Origin of the sequence: Deinococcus aestuarii (assembly GCF_018863415.1) — a bacterium.
GTDB lineage: Bacteria > Deinococcota > Deinococci > Deinococcales > Deinococcaceae > Deinococcus > Deinococcus aestuarii.
Genome location: NZ_JAHKSN010000011.1, coordinates 56,305 through 79,251 on the forward strand (window position 1 = coordinate 56,305; position 22,947 = coordinate 79,251).

General features: G+C 71.7%; 23 protein-coding genes and 2 tRNA genes. 12 read left to right on the forward strand and 13 right to left on the reverse strand.

Annotated elements, in window-relative coordinates; translation table 11 throughout:
* Window positions 1-106 precede the first annotated feature (106 nt).
* Window positions 107-391, forward strand: coding sequence for a type II toxin-antitoxin system Phd/YefM family antitoxin (locus IC605_RS13985; RefSeq protein ID WP_216325290.1), 285 nt, complete (start codon window positions 107-109; stop codon window positions 389-391).
* Window positions 300-731: a type II toxin-antitoxin system RelE family toxin gene (locus IC605_RS13990; RefSeq protein WP_343216621.1), complete on the forward strand. Its 432-nt coding sequence runs from the start codon at window positions 300-302 to the stop codon at window positions 729-731. Before IC605_RS13985 ends, IC605_RS13990 begins: the two co-directional genes overlap by 92 nt.
* A 36-nt stretch (window positions 732-767) precedes the next feature.
* Here IC605_RS13990 and IC605_RS13995 read toward each other — a convergent pair whose 3' ends face one another.
* From IC605_RS13995 to IC605_RS14025, 7 genes are all read right to left on the reverse strand, one after another.
* Window positions 768-1,220 carry a MarR family winged helix-turn-helix transcriptional regulator gene (locus IC605_RS13995; RefSeq protein ID WP_216325296.1) on the reverse strand — a complete coding sequence of 151 codons (453 nt, stop codon included), beginning with the start codon at window positions 1,218-1,220 and terminating at the stop codon, window positions 768-770.
* A gap of 126 nt (window positions 1,221-1,346) precedes the next feature.
* Window positions 1,347-2,531 (reverse strand): MFS transporter, encoded by a 1,185-nt coding sequence (locus IC605_RS14000; RefSeq protein WP_216325300.1) that lies wholly within the window; start codon window positions 2,529-2,531, stop codon window positions 1,347-1,349.
* Window positions 2,532-2,601: 70 nt separating this feature from the next.
* Window positions 2,602-3,282: a hypothetical protein gene (locus IC605_RS14005; RefSeq protein WP_216325303.1), complete on the reverse strand. Its 681-nt coding sequence runs from the start codon at window positions 3,280-3,282 to the stop codon at window positions 2,602-2,604.
* A 61-nt stretch (window positions 3,283-3,343) separates the two neighbouring features.
* Window positions 3,344-3,418: transfer RNA gene (locus IC605_RS14010), tRNA-Glu, on the reverse strand.
* Window positions 3,419-3,510: 92 nt separating this feature from the next.
* Window positions 3,511-4,023 (reverse strand): HDIG domain-containing metalloprotein, encoded by a 513-nt coding sequence (locus IC605_RS14015; protein WP_216325306.1) that lies wholly within the window; start codon window positions 4,021-4,023, stop codon window positions 3,511-3,513.
* 71 nt (window positions 4,024-4,094) lie between these two features.
* Window positions 4,095-5,069 carry a thioredoxin-disulfide reductase gene (trxB, locus tag IC605_RS14020; protein WP_216325309.1) on the reverse strand — a complete coding sequence of 325 codons (975 nt, stop codon included), beginning with the start codon at window positions 5,067-5,069 and terminating at the stop codon, window positions 4,095-4,097.
* Between the two features lie 148 nt (window positions 5,070-5,217).
* Window positions 5,218-5,291 (reverse strand) — tRNA-Gln (locus tag IC605_RS14025).
* Between the two features lie 270 nt (window positions 5,292-5,561).
* On the opposite strand from IC605_RS14025, the gene IC605_RS14030 reads away from it, so the two are divergent.
* Window positions 5,562-7,361, forward strand: coding sequence for a 30S ribosomal protein S1 (locus IC605_RS14030; RefSeq protein WP_216325311.1), 1,800 nt, complete (start codon window positions 5,562-5,564; stop codon window positions 7,359-7,361).
* A gap of 55 nt (window positions 7,362-7,416) precedes the next feature.
* Here the strand turns inward: IC605_RS14030 and IC605_RS14035 are convergent, their stop codons facing one another.
* Window positions 7,417-9,651 carry a DNA internalization-related competence protein ComEC/Rec2 gene (locus tag IC605_RS14035; protein WP_216325314.1) on the reverse strand — a complete coding sequence of 745 codons (2,235 nt, stop codon included), beginning with the start codon at window positions 9,649-9,651 and terminating at the stop codon, window positions 7,417-7,419.
* Window positions 9,651-10,028 carry a ComEA family DNA-binding protein gene (locus IC605_RS14040; RefSeq protein ID WP_216325317.1) on the reverse strand — a complete coding sequence of 126 codons (378 nt, stop codon included), beginning with the start codon at window positions 10,026-10,028 and terminating at the stop codon, window positions 9,651-9,653. Before IC605_RS14040 ends, IC605_RS14035 begins: the two co-directional genes overlap by 1 nt.
* A gap of 70 nt (window positions 10,029-10,098) precedes the next feature.
* Between IC605_RS14040 and yedA the strand changes: the two genes are divergently transcribed.
* Window positions 10,099-11,004 carry a drug/metabolite exporter YedA gene (gene yedA / locus IC605_RS14045; RefSeq protein ID WP_216325320.1) on the forward strand — a complete coding sequence of 302 codons (906 nt, stop codon included), beginning with the start codon at window positions 10,099-10,101 and terminating at the stop codon, window positions 11,002-11,004.
* Between the two features lie 55 nt (window positions 11,005-11,059).
* Window positions 11,060-12,208, forward strand: a complete 1,149-nt coding sequence (locus IC605_RS14050) for a DNA glycosylase AlkZ-like family protein (protein WP_216325323.1) — start codon at window positions 11,060-11,062, stop codon at window positions 12,206-12,208.
* A 22-nt stretch (window positions 12,209-12,230) separates the two neighbouring features.
* Here the strand turns inward: IC605_RS14050 and IC605_RS14055 are convergent, their stop codons facing one another.
* Window positions 12,231-13,247, reverse strand: a complete 1,017-nt coding sequence (locus IC605_RS14055) for a phosphotransferase family protein (protein WP_246580841.1) — start codon at window positions 13,245-13,247, stop codon at window positions 12,231-12,233.
* Window positions 13,244-13,516 (reverse strand): hypothetical protein, encoded by a 273-nt coding sequence (locus tag IC605_RS14060; RefSeq protein WP_216325326.1) that lies wholly within the window; start codon window positions 13,514-13,516, stop codon window positions 13,244-13,246. The genes IC605_RS14055 and IC605_RS14060 overlap by 4 nt, the downstream gene beginning before the upstream one ends.
* A 102-nt stretch (window positions 13,517-13,618) precedes the next feature.
* Here IC605_RS14060 and glmM point away from each other — a divergent pair, with 102 nt between their 5' ends.
* The 5 genes from glmM to IC605_RS14085 all read left to right on the forward strand — a co-directional run bounded on the left by glmM (window position 13,619) and on the right by IC605_RS14085 (window position 19,382).
* Window positions 13,619-14,953, forward strand: coding sequence for a phosphoglucosamine mutase (gene glmM / locus IC605_RS14065; protein ID WP_216325329.1), 1,335 nt, complete (start codon window positions 13,619-13,621; stop codon window positions 14,951-14,953).
* Window positions 14,954-15,110: 157 nt separating this feature from the next.
* Window positions 15,111-15,287, forward strand: a complete 177-nt coding sequence (locus IC605_RS14070) for a hypothetical protein (protein ID WP_216325332.1) — start codon at window positions 15,111-15,113, stop codon at window positions 15,285-15,287.
* 130 nt (window positions 15,288-15,417) lie between these two features.
* Window positions 15,418-18,147 (forward strand): DNA polymerase I, encoded by a 2,730-nt coding sequence (gene polA / locus IC605_RS14075; RefSeq protein WP_216325334.1) that lies wholly within the window; start codon window positions 15,418-15,420, stop codon window positions 18,145-18,147.
* A 215-nt stretch (window positions 18,148-18,362) separates the two neighbouring features.
* On the forward strand, window positions 18,363-18,686 hold the full coding sequence (locus tag IC605_RS14080; protein WP_216325337.1) for a hypothetical protein: 324 nt from the start codon (window positions 18,363-18,365) through the stop codon (window positions 18,684-18,686).
* A 96-nt stretch (window positions 18,687-18,782) separates the two neighbouring features.
* The gene (locus tag IC605_RS14085) at window positions 18,783-19,382 is read left to right on the forward strand and encodes an HAD family hydrolase (protein ID WP_216325341.1); all 600 of its coding nucleotides are present in this window, start codon (window positions 18,783-18,785) and stop codon (window positions 19,380-19,382) included.
* 163 nt (window positions 19,383-19,545) lie between these two features.
* On the opposite strand, the gene IC605_RS14090 is transcribed toward IC605_RS14085, so the two are convergent.
* Together IC605_RS14090 and IC605_RS14095 are read right to left on the reverse strand one after the other, a co-directional pair.
* Window positions 19,546-19,875: a cyclic-di-AMP receptor gene (locus tag IC605_RS14090; protein ID WP_216325343.1), complete on the reverse strand. Its 330-nt coding sequence runs from the start codon at window positions 19,873-19,875 to the stop codon at window positions 19,546-19,548.
* A gap of 104 nt (window positions 19,876-19,979) precedes the next feature.
* On the reverse strand, window positions 19,980-20,483 hold the full coding sequence (locus IC605_RS14095; protein ID WP_216325346.1) for a transcription initiation factor IIE subunit alpha family protein: 504 nt from the start codon (window positions 20,481-20,483) through the stop codon (window positions 19,980-19,982).
* A 428-nt stretch (window positions 20,484-20,911) separates the two neighbouring features.
* On the opposite strand from IC605_RS14095, the gene IC605_RS14100 reads away from it, so the two are divergent.
* Together IC605_RS14100 and IC605_RS14105 are read left to right on the forward strand one after the other, a co-directional pair.
* Entirely contained in the window at window positions 20,912-21,667 is a 756-nt protein-coding gene (locus IC605_RS14100; RefSeq protein ID WP_216325583.1) for an ABC transporter ATP-binding protein, read from the forward strand.
* Complete coding sequence (locus IC605_RS14105; RefSeq protein WP_216325349.1) at window positions 21,657-22,904, forward strand: ABC transporter permease; 1,248 nt, start codon at window positions 21,657-21,659, stop codon at window positions 22,902-22,904. Before IC605_RS14100 ends, IC605_RS14105 begins: the two co-directional genes overlap by 11 nt.
* Window positions 22,905-22,947 lie beyond the last annotated feature (43 nt).

Below are 22,947 nucleotides of genomic sequence, written 5' to 3' on the forward strand. Positions count from 1 at the left end.
TTCCTGTACACTTTCGGTGAGAAGCCTCTCTCAAGGAGGGGGGGACTCAGCGGCGGACTTGCAAGGCAGGTCACGGCTACGTCTCGCAAGGCGAGCGGGGAGGACCATGACAACATCACGAAAGGAGACCACCCCGGCCCTGAGCGCCTCGGAGGCCCGCAGCAACTTCAACGATCTCGTCAACCGCGTGCAGTACGGTGGCGAGCGCGTCACGGTGACCCGGCAGGGCAAACCTGCGGCGGTCATGATCAGCGTGGCGGACCTGGAGTTGCTGGAGCGCCTGGAGGATCGCCTGTGGGGTGACCTCGCCCTTGAACGACTCAAAGAGGAAAAGCGGAGCGGAGCCGGAAGAATCGACTGGCAGGACCTTAAACGAAACCTCGGCCTCTGAGGAGCAGAAGCCGCAGGTTCCCACGCGTGAAGTTCGGGTCGAACTGACTCGGGCGGCTGAGAAAGACTTGCGAGATATAGGCAACCGCAAGCATCTGGGCCAGATCGCCCGCCAGCTTGACGCTCTCTCGGTCAATCCCAGGCCACAGGACGCGCGGCCTATCCAGGGCGAGGCGTACCGGGTGAACGGCTGGAACTTCTTTCGCGTGGATGTGGGCGAGTACCGTATCGTCTATGACCTGGACGAGTCCGGTCAAGTCCTGATCATCGCGACCGTCACCGTCATCGGGCGCCGCAATGATGACGCCGTATACCGATTGCTTGGGCGGCGCCACGGCTAGAATTTCAGCCGCACGAAACTCCTTGTTCCCCTCACCTTAACCCCCCTCATCCAGATTCACGATCACCTGCCGCAGCAGCCCGATCAGATCGCGCACCTGCCGGTCACCCAGCCCCACCCGCTCGCCGATGAGGCGGGGGATGTCGCGCGCCTGCTCACGGAGCGCCCTCCCCTGCTCGGTCAGCGTGACCTCCAGCTCGCGCTCGTCGCTGGCGCGGCGGTGGCGCCTGAGGTGCCCAGCGGCCTCCAGACGCTTGAGGAGGGGGGAAAGGGTGCCGGAGTCGAGGTGCAACCACTCGCCGAGGGCCTTGACGGTGGGGGGGTGGGGGGCGTTCCAGAGGGCCAGCATCACGAGGTACTGCGGGTAGGTCAGGCCCAGGGGGTCGAGGAGGGGACGGTACGCCATCACCATGCTCCGCGACGCCACGTAGAGGTTGAAGCACAGCATGGTGTCGAGGTCGTGGATGGGGGGGTCTGGGGTCTGGGTCATGGCAGTGTGTCCGGGGCCCTCGGCTTTCCAGATGAAGGGTGTTGGTCCGGTGTCCTTCGGCGGGGGGTGAGGCCGATCCCGAGGTCAGGGAGGCCAGCTTAGCGTGCCCGCTCCCGTCGCGTGGTCTCAGGAGCCCGGACGCACGCGGCCTTCCCGGGGCTCCCTCCGCTCCGCCCACCCCAGCGCGACCCCGGCGAGGATGAGCAGCGCGGGCACAACCACCTGGGCCTGGAACAGCGAGGACACGTCCGCCAGGGCCCCCAGCGCGAAGGGAGCGAGCAGGATGGCGAGGCCCGAGGCCAGCGCCGCCCGCGCGCTCGCCACGTCCTCGCGGCCCGGCGCCGTGCCCACCGCCAGCGAGAGCATCGCCGGGTAGAGGTTCGCCACGCCGAGCCCGGTCACGAACAGGCCCACCATCCGCACGGCGCCCACCGGGACGAGCCAGTAGACCAGAAAACCCGGCAGCGCGACGAGCAGGGACAGGCCCACCACCCGCCCGGCGGGAACCCGCGCGAGCAGCGCCCCGCCCGCCAGCCGGCCCAGCAGCATCGCCAGCAGGAAGGCACTTACCGCCGTAGCCGCCGCCGCCCGCCCGAATCCCCCCACGCCTTGCAGGAAATCCGCCGCCCAAAAGGCCACCCCGAACTCCACCGCCACCACGAGCAGCAAGACGGCCCAGCGCCGCCAGTAGCGGGCGGGCAGGGCTTCCCGGGAGGGGGCGCCCACTCCAGCCTCCCCTCTGAAGCTCACCCGGCGAGAGACGGCGGCGAGCAGGGCCAGCACCCCCGCCGCGAACCCCAGCACGCCCGGCCAGCCCAGCCCGGCGGCCACCGCGCCCCCGACGGCCAGGGGCGCCATGACGCTGCACACGCTCGCCACGGCGTTGGCCTCCGCGAACGCCTGGGGACGCCTCTCCCCGTGCCGCCGCGCGAGCACCGCCGAGACCTGCACCAGCGTCAGCGACCCCAGCGTGCCCATCACGAGCGCCCCCAGGACGCTGAGGAGGAACGTCGGTGCGACCGCAAGCAACACCCCGCCCGCCGCCATCCCCGCCGCGCCGCCCCACAGCACGGCCCCGGCCCCAAAGCGCCGCCCCAGCCGGTCGGCGCTCACGCTGGCGATGAGGGAGCCCACCGCAAAGGCGCTCGTGTGCAGGCTTGCCTGAGCGTAGGTCAGGCCGAGCTTCTCCCGCAGGAAGGGCAGCAGCGGCCCCAGGGCATTCAGGAGGAAGGCGAAGTAGCCCAACAGCAGGTAGGTGATCCAGGTCGCCCGGTCACGCCCGAAGCCGGGCCCCACCTGCGCCGCCGTCACGGGGAGAGGCGCCGGGAGGAGGACGAGGAGCGGGGGCGGGCGGGCGGTCGTCGCATGGGGATGAGTCCTTTCAGAGGCCGGGCGCCTGGGCCGCTCCGTCCAGCAGGCTGAACGTTACCACCGCCTCGCCGTGGACACTCAGGGGGGCGCCGTCCGGCAGGCTGGCCCGCAAGCCCCCGGCGAGGGCGTGGGCCGTGTCGAGGAGCGGCGCGTCGACGGCGGGGTCGAGGGTGCCCCAGAGGTGGGCCGCTCCACCCCCGCCCTGGCCCGCCCGCCACAGCAGCGCCCCGAGCTCCTCCGAGCCCGCGTAGGCGAGCAGCAGCGTCACGTCCCGCTCCCCCTCCAACCGGGCCGCGAGGTGGCGGGCGAGCGGGCCCGCCCACTCCGGCGTCCCGTAGGCCTGCGCCAGCGTCGCCGCCCAGACGGGCAGGTGCAGACGGCCCACCTGCTCGACCCGGATGATGTCCGGTGCCCCGGCGGGGTGGTACTCGCCCACCCGCAGGGCGGCCACCTCCTCGCCCGGCGCCCTCTCCCCCACGCTCGCCACCAGGGCGGGCATGGCCTGCGCGTGGTGCCAGGCGCGGATCAGCGGCAGGCGGTCCGGGTCCCCGTCCGGCAGGTAGGTCGCGTTGAGCGCGAGCACGTTCACCCCCGGCGTGTGGAGCGTCACCGCCCCCCGGAAGTCGCGGCGAAGGGTCGAGAGCGGCTCGAAATAGGCGGCGAGTTCGGCGAGGGCGGGCGGCAGGCTCATGGGGGCAGCCTAGCGGGAAGGCACGCAAAAAGCCGCCTCCACGGGGAAGACGGCTTTCGGGTGGTGACCCCAACGGGACTTGAACCCGTGTCTGCGCCTTGAGAGGGCGCTGTCCTGACCGCTAGACGATGGGGCCGTCCGGTGGAAGCCCGCCCGGGGGCGGTGTCAGGCGCGAAGAGAGATTCTAGCAGGGATGACGGGGAAGTCAAGGAGGGGCAGGAGGGCCGCTCACTCCAGGTCGTCGTAGTGGTGGAGGAGCGCCGCGTCGGGGTCGCCGCCCGCGTGGTGGTGCCGGGCGACGAGGCGGGCGACGCGGGGCCGGGCCCCCATCCGCGCGAGGAGTTCGGCGCCGAGTTCGGGGTGGTCGGCGCGTACGGCGAGGGGCCCGAGCGGCACGACCCGGGCCAGGCGGTTGGGCACCAGCCCCACGAGCACCCGCTCGACGACCCGGTAGGGCCGGATGCTCTTGCCGCAGTCGTGGAGCAGGGCGGCGGCGACGAGGTCGGACGCGGCCCGTGGGTGGTCGCGCAGGAGGTGGCGGGCCACCCGGCAGGCGTGCTCACGGTCGCGCGGGTCCATGCCCAGGTACACGCGCCGCTCGGCGGGGGTGAGATAGGCGGCGGCCCAGGCGTCGTCGGGGTGGGCGTGCGCCGCACTCAGGCTGCGCGTCAACCTCCCGACCTTGCCCACGTATCCCCGGACCTTGCGGCTCAGACGGGCGCAGAAACTGGGGGCCGACATGGGGGGAGGATAGATGAGGGGACGGGTGGGAGGGCGAAGCCCCCGGCACCCGTCCCCCTCCGGCCCCCGGCTCAGTCGTCCGCCGCCACCGTCCCCTGCTCGACCTCCAGCGCGGCGAGGGCCCGCTCGGCGCTCATCGCGGCGCGGGTCCCGGCGCCCACGCTGGTGGCGAGCTGGCGGTACACGTAGTCCGACACGTCGCCCGCCGCGAAGAGCAGGGGCACGCTGGTGTAGATCTCGTCCGTCACCTCGACGTAGCCGTCCTCACGCAGCTTCACGGTGCCCTGCACGAAGTCGGTGTTCGGCACGTGCCCGATGAAGATGAACACGCCGTCGGTGGGCATGTCCTGCACCTCGCCCGTCTTGAGGTTTCTCAGCCGCACGCCCATGACGCTGTCCTCGCCCTGGATCTCCTCGACCGCCGTGTCCCAGATGAAGTTCATCTTGGGGCTGGCAAACGCCCGGGCCTGCGCGACCTTGTTCGCGCGCAGGGTGTCCCGGCGGTGGATCAGGGTGACCTCCTCGGCGAACTTGGTGAGGAAGAGGCCCTCCTCGACCGCCGCGTCGCCGCCGCCGATCACGACCACCTTCTTGCCCCGGTAGAAGAAGCCGTCGCAGGTGGCGCAGGTGCTCACGCCCTTGCCCCAGAAGTGCTCCTCGCCGGGCACGTTGAGCCGCTTGGGGTTGGCCCCGGTGGCGAGGATCACGCTGCGGGCACGGTAGGTGCCGCCGTACCCGCGCACGGTGAAGGCGTGGCCGTGCTCGGCGGGCACACACTCGATGGCCTCGACCTCCTCCATCTCGATCCGCGCGCCGAACTTCTCCGCCTGCTGCACCATGCGCTGCGAGAGTTCCATCCCGCTGATGGGCTCGGGAAAGCCGGGGTAGTTCTCCACGTCCTCGGTCTGCGCGATCTGGCCGCCGGGCAGGCCCTTTTCGAGAACCAGGGTCTTCAGGTTGGCGCGGCCCGTGTAGATGGCCGCCGTCAACCCGGCGGGACCGCCGCCGACAATCACCACGTCGTAGTCCTGGGGAGCGCTCGTCATGGAAAAAGCGTACCACCGGCCACCTTTCGGGAAGGTCAGCCGAGCACACTTTGATTTCTAAAGTGCTTTGCGAGACTTGGCGACCCGGCTCGGTGGCGGACCGCAAAACACCCCCGCCGCCGGGCGAGGGTGCCTGTTGCTGCTGCTTTGGCTGGGGCACAAGGACTCGAACCTTGATTAACGGTGCCAGAAACCGACGTCCTGCCATTAGACGATGCCCCATCGCGTGCGCTGGCCGCCCACCGCTTTCAGCGGGGTGAGCGTGAGGGAGTATAGCCGCCCCTTCCCCGGGCGTCAACCGTGGCCCCACCGCGCGACGGGGCGGCGACCGGGAACGAAAGCCGCTGAACATCGATTGGACCGCGTGCAAGCCGAGCTTGCCCCCCCCGGACGGGCGGTGCTACAGTGTGCAGTGTTGCCGCGCTCAGGCGCAGGTACAGGGACAGGGCACCGGGCGCTTGACGTGCCGGGAGCCCAGGAGGACAGGAGTTCATGGAAGACCAGACCCAGACCCCCGCCGCAGAGGGCGGGACCATTCAGCCCACGCCGGGCACCGACCAGACCAGCGAGGGGCAGACGGACACCCCGACCACCGAGACGAGCAGCGCTCCGGTGGCCCAGGCGACTTCCGCTCAGGCGAGCGCCACGCCGGCCAGCACCGACGACCGCGACTATCCCGCGATGACGATGGAGGACGTGCTCGCCAGCGAGGCGACCGAGCACCAGGCCGTGTCGCGGGGCGACATCGTGGACGGCACGGTCGTGTTCATCGGCCAGGAGGGCATCGCCGTGGACGTCGGCGCGAAGGTGGAGGGCACGATTCCCCTCAACCAGATCGCCGAGGAGCCCGTCACGCTCGAAGAAGCCCAGGGGATGTACAAGCCCGGTGACAAGATCGAGGCGTACGTCGTGCGGGTGGACCTCGCCAACAGCCAGATCGTCTTGTCCAAGAAGCGGGCCGATCAGGACAAGGGCTGGCGCGTGCTGGAGCGGATGCAGGAGCGCGACGAGGCCTTCGAGGTCGAGGTGCTCGAAAAGGTGCGCGGCGGGCTCGTCGCGCAGGTCGAGGGCATCCGGGCCTTCCTCCCGGCCTCGCAGGTGGACACCCGGCGGGTGAACGACCTCGACCCCTACGTCGGCAAGCCGCTGATGGTCAAGCTGATCGAGCTCAACCGCAAGCGCAACCGGGTGATCATCAGCCACCGCGCGATCATGGAAGCCCAGAAGGCCCAGGCGCGCGAGCAGACCATCGGCAAGCTCGTGCCCGGCGCGACCTTCGAGGGCGAGGTCGTCGAGATCACCGACTTCGGCGTCTTTGTGAACCTCGGCGGCATCGACGGGCTGGTGCACCGCAGTGAGCTCACCTACGGCCGCTTCAACCACCCCCGCGACGTGGTCAAGGTGGGCGACAAGGTGCAGGTGCAGGTGATCGACGTGGACGAGGGGCGCGAGCGCATCAACCTCTCGATGAAGTCGCTGACCGAGGACCCCTGGCAGGGCGCGGTGGAGAAGTACCACATCGGCCAGCGGGTGCGGGGCAAGGTCACCAACCTCACCAACTTCGGGGCGTTCGTGGAGCTGGAGCCCGGCCTGGAAGGGCTGGTGCACGTCAGCGAGATGAGCTGGACGAAGCGGGTGCGTCACCCCAACGAGGTGATGAAGGAGGGCGACGAGGTCGAGGCCGTCATCCTGCGGATCGACCCCAAGGAGCGCCGGATCAGCCTGGGCATTCGCCAGACGACGGACGATCCCTGGAGCGCGCTGCCCGACCGCTACCCGCCCGGCACGCCCGTCAAGGGCAAGATCACCGGCATGACCGACTTCGGCGTCTTCATGGAGATCGAGGAAGGGATCGAGGGCCTGATCCACATCAGCGAACTCGACACCCAGCGGGTGAACAACCCCGCCGACCTCTTCAAGAAGGGTGACGAGATCGAGGCCGTGATCCTGAACATCGACCCCGTGGAGCAGCGCGCGAGCCTCTCGCGGCGCCGGGCGCTCGGCGGCGGGGGCGGCCCTGTGCGCGACTTCGTCAGCCAGGGCGGTGGCTCGCGCAGCGACCGGTACAGCGGGGGCGGCCAGGGCGGCGGCAACCGTGGTGGCGGGCGCGGCGGACGTGGCGGCGGCGCCGACTACACCTTCAACGCCAAGGACGCGTCCCAGGGCGGCGGCAAGATCAGCACGAAGCTGGGCGACGTGTACGCCGACCTCTTCGCGCAGTTCGGCCTCGGCGGCGACAAGAAGGACGACGCCAAGACCGAGGGCGGCCAGGACGAGAAGCAGGGCGAGTAATCCTCTGAACGCCAAGGCCCGCTGGGAGTGATCCCGGCGGGTTTTGCTCTGCCGTTCAGGGCAGCGGCCACCGCACGGTGCCGAGCCGGTCGGTGCGCCACACGCGGGCGCCGACCTCCCCGACGCGGGAGAGCACGTCGGGGTGCGGGTGCCCGTAGGTGTTGCGTCCCACGCTGAGCAGCACGTCGGCGGGGGTGCTTTCCCGCAGGATGTCTGTGCCCGTGCTGTGGCGGCTGCCGTGGTGCGCGGCCTTGAGGAGGTCGAGGTCGCCGACACCCAGCCGCGCCTCGACGGGGGTGGGCAGGTCGCCGATGAGAGCAGCGCGGAAGCCGCGCGACTCGACCCGCAGGGCGACGCTGTTCTCGTTGTCCTCGGGGCTCCACCCCTGCCCGGCGGGCCACAGGACGGTGAGGGTGACGCCGCTCGCCGTGACCGTATCGCCGCGCCGGACCTCGCGCACGGGCACGCCCTCCTCGCGGGCGACGGTGAGGAGATCGCGCAGCACGGGGTCGCCTTGCTTGCGCTGCCCGATCCAGAGTTCGCCGACGGGGAGGGCACGCAGGACGCTGGGCAACCCCTCGATATGGTCGGTGTCGGCGTGGGTGGCGACCACGACCCCCAGCGAGCGGACGCCCAGGGCACGCAGGGCGGGGACGACCGTCCGCCCCCCCACGTCGTAGTCGCTGCCCACCGAGCCGCCGCCGTCCACGAGGACCGTCAGGCCGGGGGCTCGGAGGAGCGTCGCGTCCCCCTGGCCGACATCGAGGAAGACCAGCTCCCGCGCGGGTTTCAGCAGGCCGGGCAGCACGGTGAGGAGGGCGCAGGCGAGGAGCGTGCCGAGGGCGACCGGGGCACGGAGGCGGCCCCGCAGCCACAGCACCCCCGCGAGGGCCGTCACGGCGTAGGCGACCACGCCCGCCGGGCCCACCTCGCCCCAGGTCAGGACGGGGGCGCGTCCGAACACCTCGACCACGCCGAGCAGGGCCGCCGCGAGGAGGCCGGTCAGCCAGTTCACGAGGACGGCGAGCGGACCGAGCAGGCCCGCCATAAACCCCAGGGGCACGAGCGCGGCCATGATCACCCCGGCGATCAGGTTGGCGGGCAGGCCCACGAGGGGCAATTGGCCGAAGTTCCCGGCGATGACCGGCAGGGTGGCGAGTTCCGCGAGGACGGTCGCGACGAGGGCGAGGCGCAGCCACAGCGGCCACCGCTCCGGGAGGCGCGCCGCCGCTTGCCCGGAGAGCGTCAGGCCGAGCACCGCCAGGAAGGAGAGCTGGAAGCCCACGTCGAGCAGCCACAGCGGAAAGGGCAGCAGGCATACAGAAGCGGCGAGGGCGATCACGCCGGAGGGGTCGGGCCGCCCGCGCCCGATGGCGTAGCCGAGCAGCACCGCGCCGCCCATCAGCACGGCGCGGAGGATGCTGGGGGACACGCCGACGAGCAGCAGGTAGGGGATCAGGAAAAGGAGCGCCCCCGCGTACCGCCACCCCAGCGGCACCCGCAGCCACATCAGCAACCAGATGACGGCGCCCGTCAGCAGGGCGACGTTCTGCCCGCTGAGGGCCATCAGGTGCGAGAGGCCCGACCGGGCGAAGGCGTCGCGTACCGAATACCCCTCCCCGAAGTCCTCGCGCCCGATGTCGCCCCGGTCGCCGAGTTCGACGGCCTGCATCAGGGCGGCCTCACGCTGGCCCAGCCCGGCGGTCAGGCCCTGACGAAACCAGCCGCGCAGGCCCCCCTCGGGCGTACTCTGCCTCACCCGGGCGCCGACGAGGACGGTGGTGGGCGTGGGCACGAGGAGGCCCCCCTGACCCCGCAGCCATGCCGCCTGATCGAAGCCGCCCGGTACGTCCTGACCCTCGGGACGCACGAGGCGACCGCTCAGCACGACCCGGCCCGGCGGGACGCGCGGTTTGGGGGAAACGGCCACCCGGGCGGGCGGGTCTTCGAGGCTGAGGAACTGGCCGTCCCAGTCGCCCGTCAGCGTGACCTGGGCGCCCACCCAGGGGGCCATGTGGTCGGGCCTCGCGGCGTTCAGGCGCTGCGAGCCGAAGCCGAGTCCCGTGCCCAGGAGCGCGAGGAGCGCCAGCACGGCCCGCCCGTCGAACACGGCGAGGGCCACGCCGAGCCCTCCCGCGAGCAGGCCCCACCCCACCCCCAGCCCGAGCAGGATGCCGCCGATGACCCCGCAGGCGAGCGGGATGGACCACGCGAGACGCCCGGAGGTGGCCCGGGTAGGGCTGACGGTGGACGGTCGGGCGACGGGCGCGGCGGCGTGTCTTCCGGGCATCAGAACGTCACGAGCGGCGTGAGGGCCGAGAGGGTGGAGGGACCGATCCCGCTCACCCGGTCGAGGTCGGCGAGGCTGCGGTAGGGACGACCGGCGACAATCCGGGCGGCGAGGGCGGGGCCGACCTTGGGCAGGGCTTCGAGCTGTTCGACCGACGCCGAATTGAGGTTGAGTCGACCCGAGATGAGCGGCTTCACGCTCGCCGCCTCTGGGTACTCGGGGGCCGCCTCCTGGGCCCGGACCGGGGGCGACAGGTCGGCGTGGGTGACGGTGGGCGCCCGCGCGTGCGGGAAGAGGAGGGGGCCGAGGGCCAGCACCCCCACCGCCAGGACGCCGCCCGTGAGAAGAAGCGTCCAGGAACGTTCCGAGCTGAACACGGGGGCCAGTGTAGGGCGGGCCTCCGGGTGTCCGGGCCGCAAATTCGCACAGCGCGGGTATCCTCGGCGGGTGACCCCCAGCGCCGCCCCGGCCAGCCGCCTCACGCCCGCCGTGCTCGTGTGCCTCGCCCTGGTGTACGTCGTGTGGGGCAGCACCTACTTCGGGATCAAGGTCGCCATCGGGAGCCTGCCGCCGCTGGGGATGCTCGCCGTCCGCTTCCTGGTGGCGGGGGCGGCGCTCTACGTCTTCTTGCGCTGGCGGGGGGTGCCCGCCCCGACGCGGCGGGAGTGGAGGGCCAGCGCCGCCGTCGGCCTGCTGCTGCTGGGCGGCGGGACGGGGCTGGTGACGCTGGCCGAACGGGACGCGAGCAGCAGCGTGGCGGCGCTCGTGCTGGCGGTCTCTCCCCTCTTCGCGGCGCTCTTCGCCCGGCTGTGGGGCGAGCGGACCAGCGGGCGCGAGTGGCTGGGGATCGGGGTGGGGCTCGTCGGGATCGCGCTGCTGAACGTGGGCGAGCTGCGCGCGACCCCCCTCGCCGCGCTGCTCCTGATCCTCGCGCCGCTGTGCTGGACGTTCGGCAGCCAGTGGTCGCGTCACCTGCCGCTGCCCGCCGGGCTGATGGGCAGCGCCGCCGAGATGGTCGCGGGCGGGGTGCTGCTGGCCCTGCTGAGCGGCGTGTTCGGGGAGCGCTGGGGCACGCCGAGCGCCGCGAGCCTGGGGGCGCTGGCGTACCTGATCGTCTTCGGCAGCCTCGTCGCGTACAGCGCCTATATGTACCTCGTCGCGCACACCCGCCCGGCCCTCGCCACGAGCTACGCCTACGTCAACCCGGTCGTGGCGGTTCTCCTGGGGGTGGGGCTGGGCGGCGAGACCCTGACCGGGCTGGGCTGGGGCGCCGTGGGGGTGATCCTGGCGGGGGTGGCGCTCGTCGCGTGGCCCCGGCGGCGGGCCGGGCCGGAGGTGGCCGGGCAGACCTGAACCGCCGCGCGGCACCTCGCCCCGGACACCCCCGGAGACGCGCTACCTTCCCCCCATGCCCGACCACCCCGCCCCCCTCACCCCCGCCGGGCTGAGGGCCCTCGCGCTGCGGACCCTCGGCCCGCGCACGTCGCTGCAATCGGCCCTGGGCCGGATGGGCTTCGTGCAGGCCGACCCCATCCGCGCCCCCGCGCGCGCACAGGACCTGACGCTGATGCAGCGGGTACGCGGCTACCGGGCGGGCGACCTCGAACGCCTGTACCCGACCCTCGACGCCGAGGAGGACCTGCTGCCCAACTACGGCTTCGTCACGCGGGCGGTGCAGGCCCTCCTCCACCCGCGCGAGGTCGGCGAGAGTCCCCTGGAGCGCGAGCAGCCCGAGCTGCTGGACGCGGTGCGGGCGGTCGTGTCCGGGCGGTCGGACGTTCACCCCCGTGAGGTGGCCGCCGAGCTGGGGCGGGGCCGGGTGGTCAACGCCTGGGGCGGGCAGTCGGCGGCGACGACGCGGGCGCTCGACCTCCTGCACCGCCGGGGCGAGGTGCGAGTGACCCGCCGGGCGGGCGGGGTGCGGCTGTACGGCCCGGCGCCCCACCTCGCGGCCCTGCGGGCGGCCCCGCTCCCCACCCCCGAGCGCGTGCGGGGAACGGTCCACCTCCTCGCGGCGCTCTACGGGCCCTTGCCGGAAGCGAGCCTGGGGTACCTCGTCACCCTCTCGCGCTTCGGGCTGCCGCACCTGCACGGCGAGCTGCGCGCGGCCCTGAAAACCGCCGTGCGGGAGGAGCTGACGGGCGCGCGGGTGGACGGCCTGCGCTACGTGTGGCCCGCCGATTGGGACGCGGAGGCCCTGCCCACGCCGCGCGGCGTGCGGATCGTGGGGCCCTTCGATCCCCTGGTGTGGGACCGCCGCCGCTTCGCCCACCTGCACGGCTGGACGTACCGGTTCGAGGCGTACACGCCGCCCCCGAAACGGCAGTTCGGCTATTACGCCCTTCCCTTCTTTCAGGCCGAGCGCGCGGTGGGCTGGGCGAATCTGAGGGTGGAGGGGGGCGAGTTGCGTGCGGAGGTGAAGCTCATCCCCGGTGTGCGCGAGACGGCGGCGCTGGGGCGGGGGCTGGAGGCGGAGCTGGGCCGCTTCCGGGTCTTCCTGGGGCTGGAGGACCCCGGGCAGGTCGGGGAGATTGCCACCGCTTCCTTCCCCGAGTGAGCCGGTCACCCCACCCCCCGCCCTAGGAGGAGCGACGTTCCCGGGGTGTCGTCTCCTGCGCCCACGCACCGACCACACGCCCCAGCGCCTCCCGCACCCCGTCCCCGCCCGACCTGCGCGCCTGCCGGGCCGTGGCGAGCACGTTCAGGGCGAGCCCCGCCCGCTCCTCGTCTTCGAGCTGCGCGGGCGTGCGGGGCTGACCGTGCGCGGTGAGTTCGGCCCGGTACGCCTCCCGCAGGGCGGGCCCCAGGCGGGCGCGGTCCGGCGCGTCCAGCCGCACGTGGATCAGATGCGCGAGGTCCTCCCCGAGCACGGAGCCGTGCGCCTGCCCGTAGTCGATCAGGATGGGCGGGCCACCCTCCCGCGGCCAGAGGACCTGCCCCGCGTGGAGGTCGCCGTGGGCGAGGGTCACCCCGCGCGTGGCGCCGAGCAGGGCGGGGAGAAGGCGGGCGGCTTCCCGGACGGCCTCCACCTCGGCGGGCGCCCAACCGGGGTCCGGGTCGGCGGCGACCCTCCGGGCGTGCCGCACGGCCCGGCCCGCGTCCCAGCCCCACTCTCCGGTGAGTCCCGAATGGTCCAGCCAGAAGGCGTGGTGCCGGGCGAGGAGCCGGGCGACCTCCAGCAGCGCCGCCTCGCGTTCCGCGTCGGTCCCGAACGCCCCCCACCCGGTCGTCGCGTCCGTCAGGTCGCGGGTGACGAGGTGCGCCCGCAGGCCGTCCGGATCGAGGGCCGCGTGGAGCAGCGGCGCGTGCGGCACGGGCGAGCGGGGGGCGAAGTCGCGCAGGTAAGCTTCCTCGCGCGCCAGACGGCGGTAGGCCCGCCCGTCCCGCCACCCCGCCGGGAGGTACTTCAGGAAGAGGGGGCCGTGCCCGGTCGCGTAGCGCGCGAAGGCGGCCCCCTCCCCCTCCCAGGCCTCAAGGGCGCGGCGCGGGCCGGGAAAGGCCGCCCGCAGCCCGGCGGGCCACACCCGGGACGAGACGGCGGGACCGTCCCCCCGCAGGGCGTCCCGCCAGTCCGCGAGGGTAGGCCCCAGCCTCAAGCGATCAGCGTGAGGAGCCCCGCGAGCGAGCCGCCCACCAGCGCCGCGCCGACGAGAAACACGCCCAGGCACCCCAGGCCGCGCCGCCGCACCTGGCGGTAGTGCCCGCCCGCGCCGTAGCGCCCCCGGTGGCCGCTGCTGTGGCTGTGGCCGACCACCCCGCCCAGGAAGCCGCCCCGGTGCCCGCTGCTGTGGCTGCGCCGCCCGAAGGCGCCCCGGCGCCCGCCGCTGTGACTGAAGGAAAAGGAACCGCCCGAATGTCCGCTCATGCCCCCGGGTACGCGGCCCGGGGGACGAAAGTTTCCTGGCCTCGCGGCGGGTGGGCATGAGCATCATGCACACGGCACTCACGGGGGTACACTGGCGGCACGATGAGCGAGCGCAAGTACTTCGGAACGGACGGCGTGCGGGCCGTGGCGGGCGAGTTTCCGCTGACCCCCGCCTGGGTGATGGGCCTCGGGGCGGCGGCGGGCGAGGTGCTGAGGCGGCAGACCCCGCACCCCAGCGTGGTGATCGGCAAGGACACCCGGCAAAGCGGCGACATGCTGGAGGCGGCCCTCGCGGCGGGGCTGACGGGCCGGGGCGTGAACGTGATCCACGTCGGCGTGCTGCCCACCCCGGGGGTGAGCTACCTCACCCGCCACCTCGGCGCGGACGCGGGCGTGGTGATCAGCGCCTCGCACAACCCCTACGAGGACAACGGGATCAAGTTCTTCGGCAAGGGCGGGGAAAAACTCAGCGACGCCACCGAACACGAGATCGAGGCCGCCGTGGACGAGACGGCCAGCCTGCCCCCCGTGACGGGCGTGGCCCTCGGCTCGGTGACGAACTACACCGAGGCCGAGCGGCTGTATGTCGGATACCTGCGCTCGCACGCGCCCGACCTGACGGGACTGCGGGTGGCGATGGACTGCGCGAACGGGGCGGCGTACCGGGTCGGCCCCCGGGTCTTCCAGGCGGCGGGGGCGGACGTGTTCGCCGTCTACACCACCCCCGACGGGCGCAACATCAACCGGGGCTGCGGCAGCACGCACCTGGGGCACCTGCGGCAGATCGTGCGGGACGGTGACTACGACCTCGGCGTGGCCTTCGACGGGGACGCCGACCGGGCCCTCCTCGTGGACTCGCGCGGGAACGTGGTGCAGGGCGACCACATGCTGCTCCTGAACGCCCGCGCCCGGGGAGACCGGGGCGTCGTCACCACGATCATGGCGAACATGGCGCTGGAGGTGAAGCTGCGCGAGGCGGGCATCCCTCTGGAGCGCACCGCCGTCGGCGACCGTTACGTCCACGAGCGGCTGCACGAGCGCGGCCTCACCCTGGGCGGCGAGCAGAGCGGGCACGTCCTCTTCCTCGACCACAGCCCCACCGGCGACGGGGTGCTGACCTCGCTGCTGACCCTCGCCGCGATGAAGGGGCTCGGCACGACGCTCGACGAACTGCACGACGAGCTGGTGATGTTCCCGCAGACCCTGGTGAACGTCCGCGTCGGCGACAAAAAGGCCATCGCCCGCGACGAGGCGGTGCAGGCCGCCGTGCAGCAGGCCGAGGCCCGCCTGAATGGCCGGGGCCGCGTCAACCTCCGTCCCAGCGGCACCGAGAACCTGATCCGCGTGATGGTCGAGGGCCCCGACGAGGCCGAGATCCACGAGGTCGCGGGGGCACTGGCGAGCGTGGTGGAGGAACGGGGCAAGGTCGGGGTGTAGGTAGTTTCCACCCACTAGAGTCGAGAGTGCGGTGTCAAAGGAGGAGGTGCTGCTGCTCAGGGTCATCCCAGCCCTTCAGGCGCCTCCACTTCCTCAGCACGCGGCGAATCTCCCCAGGAGGGGCCGAGATGAACTTCGGCCAGGCCTTCATTCGCCCATGCGGGTACCCCAAAAGATTGCCGACAGCGTTGTTAATGGCAAGTTCTACGCGTTCCTCATCGTCGTCAACGTGGGGCCAGGCTTGGGCGACCTCGGTCACCTCTTCGACACTTACCCCGAATATGGTGCCAAACCCGTCATCGTCATCAAAAAACGGGCCTTCCGCTGCGGCTGACAGGCACTGACCTAGGAGGAAGCGCTCTCTAGCAGTTAGGCGTTCCAGAGCCATAAGACAAGGTATCAGGCGAAATCACAAAGCGGTGCGGAGCCATAAGCCAACCCGGATACCCCCGTAGAATCTCCTTATGACCCCGCCCGCCTCCGGCTCTCCCGACACGCTCGTCCTGATCGACGGGCACGCGCTGGCCTTCCGCTCGTACTTCGCGCTGCCGCCGCTGAGCAGCAGCCGGGGCGAGGCGACGCACGCGATCCTGGGCTTCTTGCGCTTCACCCTGCGGCTGGCGCGGCAGGCGACGAATCAGATCATCGTGGTGTTCGACCCGCCGGTCAAAACCTTTCGCCACGAGCAGTACGAGGGTTACAAGTCGGGCCGCGCGCAGACGCCCTCCGACCTGCCGGGGCAGATCAACCGCATCCGCGAGATCGTGGACGCGCTGGGCTTTCCCCGGCTGGAGGAACCCGGCTACGAGGCCGACGACGTGATCGCTTCTCTCACCCGCATGGCCGAGGGGGGGGGCTTTCAGGTGCGGATCGTGACCTCCGACCGCGACGCCTACCAACTGCTCGACGACCACGTGCGGGTGATCTCCAACGACTTCGCCCTGATCGGGCCGGGGGAGGTGCTGGACAAGTACGGGGTCACCGTGCGGCAGTGGGTGGACTACCGGGCGCTGACGGGGGACGCGAGCGACAACATCCCCGGCGCCAAGGGCATCGGGCCGAAGACGGCGGCCAAGCTCCTTCAGGAGTGCGGCGACCTCGACACCGTGCTCGCCCGCGCCAAGGACGGCACGCTCGAACCCAGGGGCACGCGCGAGAAGCTGCTCGCCTCCGAGTCGGACATCCTCTTCAGCCGCGACCTCTCGCGGATGGTGACCGACCTGCCGCTGAAGGTGGAACTGGGCGCCCTGCGCGGCGCGGGCGACCCGGCCCGGCTCGAACAACTCCTCGACGAGCTGGAACTCGTGAGCATCAGGCGGGAACTGACGAGCCTGGGGGCGCCCGAACCCAGCGAGCCCGACCCGGTGCCGCAGGGGCCCGCCGAGGAGATCGAGGTCGCCGAGTGGCGCACCCCCGGCGAGGGCGTGACCTGGGGCTTCGTGCTCTCGCGGGAGGACGATCTGACGGCGGACCTGCTCGCGGCGGCCACCTTCGACGGGCGGGTCGCGCGGGTGGCCCCCACCGAGGAGCGCCCCCGCGAGGCGGACGGGGCGGTGGCGGCTTTGCAGGCGGCGTCTCCCGGTGGGGCCCTGTTCGGGGAAGCGGAGGAGCCCCAGCTCCTCACCAGGGCCGAGCAGAAGGCGGCGGACAAGGCGCGCAAGGCCGCCGAAAAGGCCGCGCAAAAGACCGCCGCCCTCTTCCCCCCCACGGTCTCCGAGGCAGAGTTCGTGGGGCAGCGGACGCTCACGGCGGCGGGGGCCAAGTCCCTTGCGGCGCACCTGAGCGTGCGGGGGACGACCGTGGAGCCGGGCGACGACCCCCTCCTCGTCGCCTACCTCCTCGACCCCGCGAACACGAACATGCCGGCGGTGGCCGAGCGGTACCTGAGGACGTCCTGGCCCGCCGACGCTGCCGCCCGCGCCGTGATGACCCAGCATCTCCTGCGCGACCTGCCGGGGCAACTCGACGAGCCCCGCCGCAAGCTGTACGAGGAGATGGAAAAGCCGCTGGCCGGGGTCCTGACCCGCATGGAGGTGCGCGGTGTCCGCCTCGACAGCGACTACATCCGGGGGCTGGCGGGGGCGACGACGGCCCGGATCGGGCAGTTGGAGGCCGAGATCTACCGCCACGCGGGCCGCGAGTTCCCCATCCGCAGCCGCGACCAACTCGAAGCCGTGCTGTACGACGAACTCGGCCTCGCCAGCGGCAAGAAGACCAAGCTGACGGGCAAGCGGAGCACCGCCGTCTCCGCCCTCGAACCCCTGCGGGGCGAGCACCCGATCATCCCGGCGCTGCTCGAATACCGCGAACTGGAGAAGCTGCGGGGCACGTACCTCGATCCGCTCCCCAACCTCGTCAACCCGCGCACCGGGCGGCTGCACACCACCTTCGCGCAGACGGCGGTGGCGACGGGGCGGCTGTCGAGCCTCAACCCCAACCTCCAGAACATCCCCATCCGGTCCGAGCTGGGCCGCGAGATTCGCAAGGGCTTCATCTCGGACGAGGGTTACGTGCTCCTGAGTGCCGACTACTCGCAGATCGAGCTGCGGCTCCTCGCGCACATCGCGGGCGACCAACTCATGCAGCAGGCCTTCCAGGAGGGGGCGGACATCCACCGCCGCACCGCCGCGCAGGTCCTCGGCTTGGAGGAGGCCACGGTCAGCGCCCAGCAGCGCCGCGCCGCGAAGACGGTCAACTTCGGCGTGCTGTACGGGATGAGCGCGCACCGCCTGAGCAACGACCTGGGCATCTCGTACACCGAGGCGGCGTCCTTTATCGACATCTACTTCTCGACCTACCCGGGCATCCGCGGCTACATCGAGCGCACGCTGGAATTCGGGCGCGAGCACGGCTACGTGGAGACGCTGTACGGACGGCGCCGCTACGTGCCCGAGCTGAAGGCGACCAACCGCAACGTGCGCGAGGCCGGGGAGCGGCTGGCGTACAACATGCCGATCCAGGGCACCGCCGCCGACATCATCAAGGTGGCGATGGTGCGGCTCGACCGGGAACTCGACACGCTGGGCGCCCGCCTCCTCCTGCAAGTCCACGACGAACTGCTGATCGAGGTGCCGGGGGACCGGGTGGACGAGACGAGCCGACTGACCCGCGAGGTGATGGAGGGGGCGGCGCAGCTCAGCGTGCCCCTCGCGGTGGAGGTCGGGGTGGGGCCGAACTGGTATGACACGAAGTGAGACCGACTCGCTCTGATTCCAGAACATCCGGGAAAACGCCGGATGTTCTTGCATCGCCGCCAGCCGGTCTCTTTTGCTGCTCGCTCCGCTCGGTTGATTCTTGCGAATCAACGCCATTCGGTATGACCCCCGCCTTCAGCCTCGCTTCACACGGGGAGGGGGCGTACCTTCAGGCATCCACGGGTCGGGTCTCCTGGGCGCCGGAGGGTTTCACCATGACGATGAACAGCCAGCTCGAAGAAACGCTCGCCCTGCTCTCGGGGGGCGCGCAGAACATCGACCCCAACCTCGCCGTGACCCACCTGCGCTCGTGGCAGGCGGCGGTGAGTGACCACCCCGGCGGCGGGATGCTCGCCGCCCAGCTCGGCAAGATCGCCGAACTGCTGCAAGCGGGGCAGTACACCGAAGCCGCCGCCTCCCTTCCCCCGCTCGGCGCCGAGGTGGAGACCGTGGCCCGGGGCGCCCCCGAGGACATCCAGCCCACCCTGATGCGCCTCGCCGAGGTGCTGCACCTCTCGGACGGCGGGCTGGACGCCTGAACCCACCTGACCTTCGGGCGCTCGGAGGCTCGTCCGGGCGCCTTTCGTGTGTGGACGACCCGCTCTACCCGGGTCCCGGCGGCGGTAGGCTCCGGCATGACGATCAAGGCCGTCTTCTGGGACATCGGCGGAGTGCTGCTCACGAACGGGTGGGACCGCGAACAGCGGGCAGACGTGGTGGCCCGTTTCGGGCTGGACGCCCAGGACTTCGCGGAGCGGCACAAGCTGGCCGCGCCGGAGCTGGAACGGGGGCGCATGACCCTGGCGGAGTACCTGGGGCAGGTGGTCTTCCACACGCCGCGCCCCTTCACCCCGGAGGACTTCCGCGCCGCGATGGAGGCCGAGAGTCAGCCGCGTGAGGAAGCGCTCGCTCTCGCGCAGGAGCTGGGCGGGCGCCACCGCATGTACTCGCTGAACAACGAGGGCCACGACCTCAACGAGCACCGCATCCGCACCTACCACCTCGACGAGTTTCTGCTCGCCTTTTTCACCTCCTGCTATCTGGGCGTGCTCAAGCCCAACCCGGCGATGTACCGGCTGGGCCTGAGCCTCGCGCAGGTGCGCCCGGACGAGGCCGTCATGATCGACGACCGTCCGCAGAACGCGGAGGCCGCCCGCTCGGTGGGCATGCACGCCGTGCGCTACGAGCACGCTGCGCAGCTCCGGGAGGAACTGGCGGCGCTGGGGGTGGACTAGGACAGGTGGGACCGTCCCGGCGTCTCACAGCGGCGGCCGGACACATTGAGGGTCTTTTCCTCAACGTGTCCGGCCTGAGCGGAGCGAGCACCCGTGACGAGAGCGGCCCTGCGTGGCGTTGAAGGGACGCAGGTTGTCCCTTCAACGGAACAGAAAACCGCGATCAGACCTTCACGAATTCCTGTACACCCAGCACGAACATCACCGCGCCGCCGACCGCCACCTCGACGGGATCGCCGACCAGCCCCTCGCCCTGCTCGCCCATCGGCACGCTGGGAGTCACGAGGCGGGTGCGGGTGCGGCAGGTGCGCTGCACGTGGCGCTTGAGTTCGGCGAGGCGCTCGTCCGAGACGCCGATCATCAGGGTGGTGTTGCCCTCCCGCAAGAAGCCCCCCGTGCTGGCGAGTTTCGTGACCTCAAAGGCGTTTTCGGACAGCACGCGCACGAGGGCGGCGGCGTCGGCATCCTGAATCACGGCGAGCACCAGCTTCATGAAGTGCAGCATAACAGAGGGGGTGTGAAGGGTCGGTCAGCCGGGCGGGCACAAGCAAAGCGGCCTCCGCACGGGGAGGCCGGGGGGGTGGGTTTGTGGGTGCCTTACGCGACCTGCTTCTTCTTGCCGGTCACCGGGGCACTCTGCTCCTGGCCGAGCGCCTGCGTCTCCTTGAGGCGGAAGATCACCAGGCTGCCCACGAAGGTGCAGGTGATCATGCCGTGGGCGTTCAGGAGCGAGAGGGCCTTCATCACGTCCTCGCGGCTCATCCGGAGCTGCTCGCTCATGTACAGGGCCGAGTCGGCGCGGCCTTCGAGATAGTCGCGCACGCGCTTGGCGTCATTCGTCAGCGGCGTGGCGGGCACGTCGGCGAGGCCGGGGTCGGCGAGGCCGTACACGGCGCGGGTGCCGGTGCCGGGCAGGCGGCGCACCCGGCCCTGGTCGAGCAGGCTGGCGAGCGCGGCGCGCAGGTGCGAGAGGGCCAGCCCGGTCGTCTTGGCGAGTTCGGTCTCGACCCACTCGGGCTTGCTCTCCAGCGCCTTGAGCACCAGCTTCTCGTTCGCCCGGCGAGTCTCTTGCAGGTCTTCGAGGGTGGGGGGATTGAACATGCGCTATCCTCCGTCAAAACCAGAGCAAAACACCCGTGCTTCACCCTGGCGTGGTTGTTGGTGATGAACCGAGTTCAACTGCGCCCAGAAGCGCAACTTTCCTATTGTGACAGGTTTTCGTGCCCCTTGCATGAGACCAGCCCAGGGGGGGGAGAGGGCCGGGCCCCGCCCCCCGGTGTCGGGCGGTGGCGCATCGTAAGCGGTCGCGGGGCGCGTCACCGTGACCCGGCGCCCCCTGTGAAGCTCTCGTCAGCTTGCGTGGGACAGGGTGACCTTCCGGCCGAGGCCGCCTCGCGCGGCAACGTCGACTTGCGCTCGGAAGAGGTGTCTCCTTGTCGGGAGAGGGCCCGCGTATGCTGCAGGTCGGGCGCAATCAGGCGAAGGACCCGGAGGCCCAGAGTCGGCACCACGGAGGGGGAGCGGGGAGAGTGCTGGAGACCAAGAACCTGAGCAAGACCTACGGGACGCACGTGGCCCTTTCGGACGTGACCCTGAGCGCCGGGGAGGGCGAGGTCTTCGGCCTGCTGGGCCCCAACGGGGCGGGCAAGACGACCCTGCTGCGAACCGTCGCCACGTTGCTTTCTCCAACCTCGGGCACCGTGCGGGTGGCGGGCTTCGACACCCGGCGCGACCCCGAGGCCGTTCGCCGCTCGGTGGGCGTGGTGAACGGCGGCATGGGCCTGCCCGCCCGATTGAGTGGGCGCGAGGTGCTGCGCTCCTTTGCGGGGCTGTACGGGCTGAGCCGGGCTCAAACCGACGCGCGCATCGAGGAGCTGGACGCGGCGCTGGGGCTGGGGCGCACGCTCGACACGCGGGCGGGCGACTACTCCACCGGCATGGCGCAGAAGGTGGTCATCGCCCGCGCCGTGATCCACGACCCGCCCGTCCTGATGCTCGACGAGGCGACGAGCGGGCTCGACATCTTCGCGCGGCGGGCCCTGCTCGACTTCGTGCTCGCGGCGCGGCGCCCGGGGCGGCTCACCCTCTATTCCACCCACGTGATGAGCGAGGCCGAGGAGGTCTGCGACCGGGTGGCGATCCTCCACCGGGGCGAGGTCGTGACGGTCGGCCCGGTCGCCGGGGTCCTGGCCCGCACCGGGGAGCGCAGCCTGGAGCGGGCCTTTTTCGCCCTGGTGCGGGGGCAACCGCACGAAGCCCGGATGGAGGCCTCGCGTGCGCCCTGAGTTCGTGTGGCGGGTGGCGGCGCGCGACCTGCTCTCCACCCTGCGCGACCGCCGGGCCCTGGCGAGCAGCGTCCTGATCCCGCTGCTGCTCATCCCCCTCTTCACGCTCGGGCTGCCCCTCCTGCTGGGCCGCTTCGTGGGCGGGCAGGCGCAGGAACGGCAGCGGGTGGGGGTGGCCGGAACCCTTCCCGCCCCGCTGAGCGCAGCCCTCACGCAAGACGAGCGGAGTCCCGACGGCACCGTCACGCGCGCCGGGGTCCGGCTGGTGCCCGTAACCGACCCCCGGGCCGCCGTGGCCTCGGGCGCGGTGGACGCGGCCCTGCGCGTCACCTCTCCCCTGCCCGCCCGCGCGGGAGACGGCACGGGGCGGCTGGAGGTCTACGCGCGGCTCGGCAACCTGCGCGCCCAGACGGGCGCCTACGCCAAGGTGCAGGACGTGGTGGAGGGCTACAACCGCCAGCTCGCCGTGAGCCGCCTCGCCGCGCTGGGGCTGGGGGCGGGAACGTTGACGCCCGTGACCCTCGCGCCCATCGACGCGAGCCCCGAACAGGAGCGGCGGGGCGGTCAGCTCGCCTTCCTGATTCCCCTCCTGATGCTCAATTTCATCCTGACGGGCGCGATGGCGACGGCGCTCGACGCGACCGCGGGTGAAAAGGAGCGCGGCACCCTGGAGAGCCTGCTCGTCTCGCCCGTCCGCCGCTCGGAGGTCGTCGCCGGGAAGCTCCTCGCCACCACCCTCACGGCCCTCACCACCGCCTGTTTCAGCGTGCTGGGCTTTCTCGTGACCGGCCTGGTGGCGGGGGCGGCCCTGTCGCAGGGGGGGACTTCCGACGAGATCGCCCGGAGCTTCGGCGGGCAGCTCACCCTCACCGCCGGGAGCGCCCTCGCCCTGCTCGCCACGGTGGTCAGCGCGGCCCTGCTGATCAGCGCGGTGCTCATCACCCTGAGCATCTCCGCGCGCAGCTACAAGGAGGCGCAAACCTACGTCACCCCCCTCTCGCTCGCCATCGTCTTTCCCGCCGTGCTGCTGCAATTCAGCGACTTCCTGACGCCGGGCGGCGCCCTCTACGCCCTTCCCCTCTTCGGGGGGATGCTCGCCATCCTCGACACGGTGCGCGGGACCCTCACCCCGGGGCACCTGCTCACCGCCGTGGGGGCAAACCTGCTCGGCGCGCTGCTGCTCGGCCTGCTCGCCCTACGGGCCTTCGGGCGCGAGGAGGTCATCTTCCGCACCTGAGACGGACGGGAGGCGGGCCCCCTCCGCGGTGGAAGGGAGCCCG

Coding starts and splice junctions, on each gene's coding strand:
- IC605_RS14085 (WP_216325341.1), top strand. CDS start 18,783: ATGACGATCAAGGCCGTCTTCTGGGACATCGGCGGAGTGCTGCTCACG.
- IC605_RS14090 (WP_216325343.1), bottom strand. CDS start 19,875: ATGAAGCTGGTGCTCGCCGTGATTCAGGATGCCGACGCCGCCGCCCTC.
- IC605_RS14095 (WP_216325346.1), bottom strand. CDS start 20,483: ATGTTCAATCCCCCCACCCTCGAAGACCTGCAAGAGACTCGCCGGGCG.
- polA (WP_216325334.1), top strand. CDS start 15,418: ATGACCCCGCCCGCCTCCGGCTCTCCCGACACGCTCGTCCTGATCGAC.
- IC605_RS14060 (WP_216325326.1), bottom strand. CDS start 13,516: ATGAGCGGACATTCGGGCGGTTCCTTTTCCTTCAGTCACAGCGGCGGG.
- IC605_RS14050 (WP_216325323.1), top strand. CDS start 11,060: ATGCCCGACCACCCCGCCCCCCTCACCCCCGCCGGGCTGAGGGCCCTC.
- IC605_RS14005 (WP_216325303.1), bottom strand. CDS start 3,282: ATGAGCCTGCCGCCCGCCCTCGCCGAACTCGCCGCCTATTTCGAGCCG.
- IC605_RS14030 (WP_216325311.1), top strand. CDS start 5,562: ATGGAAGACCAGACCCAGACCCCCGCCGCAGAGGGCGGGACCATTCAG.
- IC605_RS14080 (WP_216325337.1), top strand. CDS start 18,363: ATGACGATGAACAGCCAGCTCGAAGAAACGCTCGCCCTGCTCTCGGGG.
- IC605_RS13985 (WP_216325290.1), top strand. CDS start 107: ATGACAACATCACGAAAGGAGACCACCCCGGCCCTGAGCGCCTCGGAG.
- IC605_RS14070 (WP_216325332.1), top strand. CDS start 15,111: ATGCGGGTACCCCAAAAGATTGCCGACAGCGTTGTTAATGGCAAGTTC.
- IC605_RS13995 (WP_216325296.1), bottom strand. CDS start 1,220: ATGACCCAGACCCCAGACCCCCCCATCCACGACCTCGACACCATGCTG.
- IC605_RS14015 (WP_216325306.1), bottom strand. CDS start 4,023: ATGTCGGCCCCCAGTTTCTGCGCCCGTCTGAGCCGCAAGGTCCGGGGA.
- IC605_RS14035 (WP_216325314.1), bottom strand. CDS start 9,651: ATGCCCGGAAGACACGCCGCCGCGCCCGTCGCCCGACCGTCCACCGTC.
- trxB (WP_216325309.1), bottom strand. CDS start 5,069: ATGACGAGCGCTCCCCAGGACTACGACGTGGTGATTGTCGGCGGCGGT.
- glmM (WP_216325329.1), top strand. CDS start 13,619: ATGAGCGAGCGCAAGTACTTCGGAACGGACGGCGTGCGGGCCGTGGCG.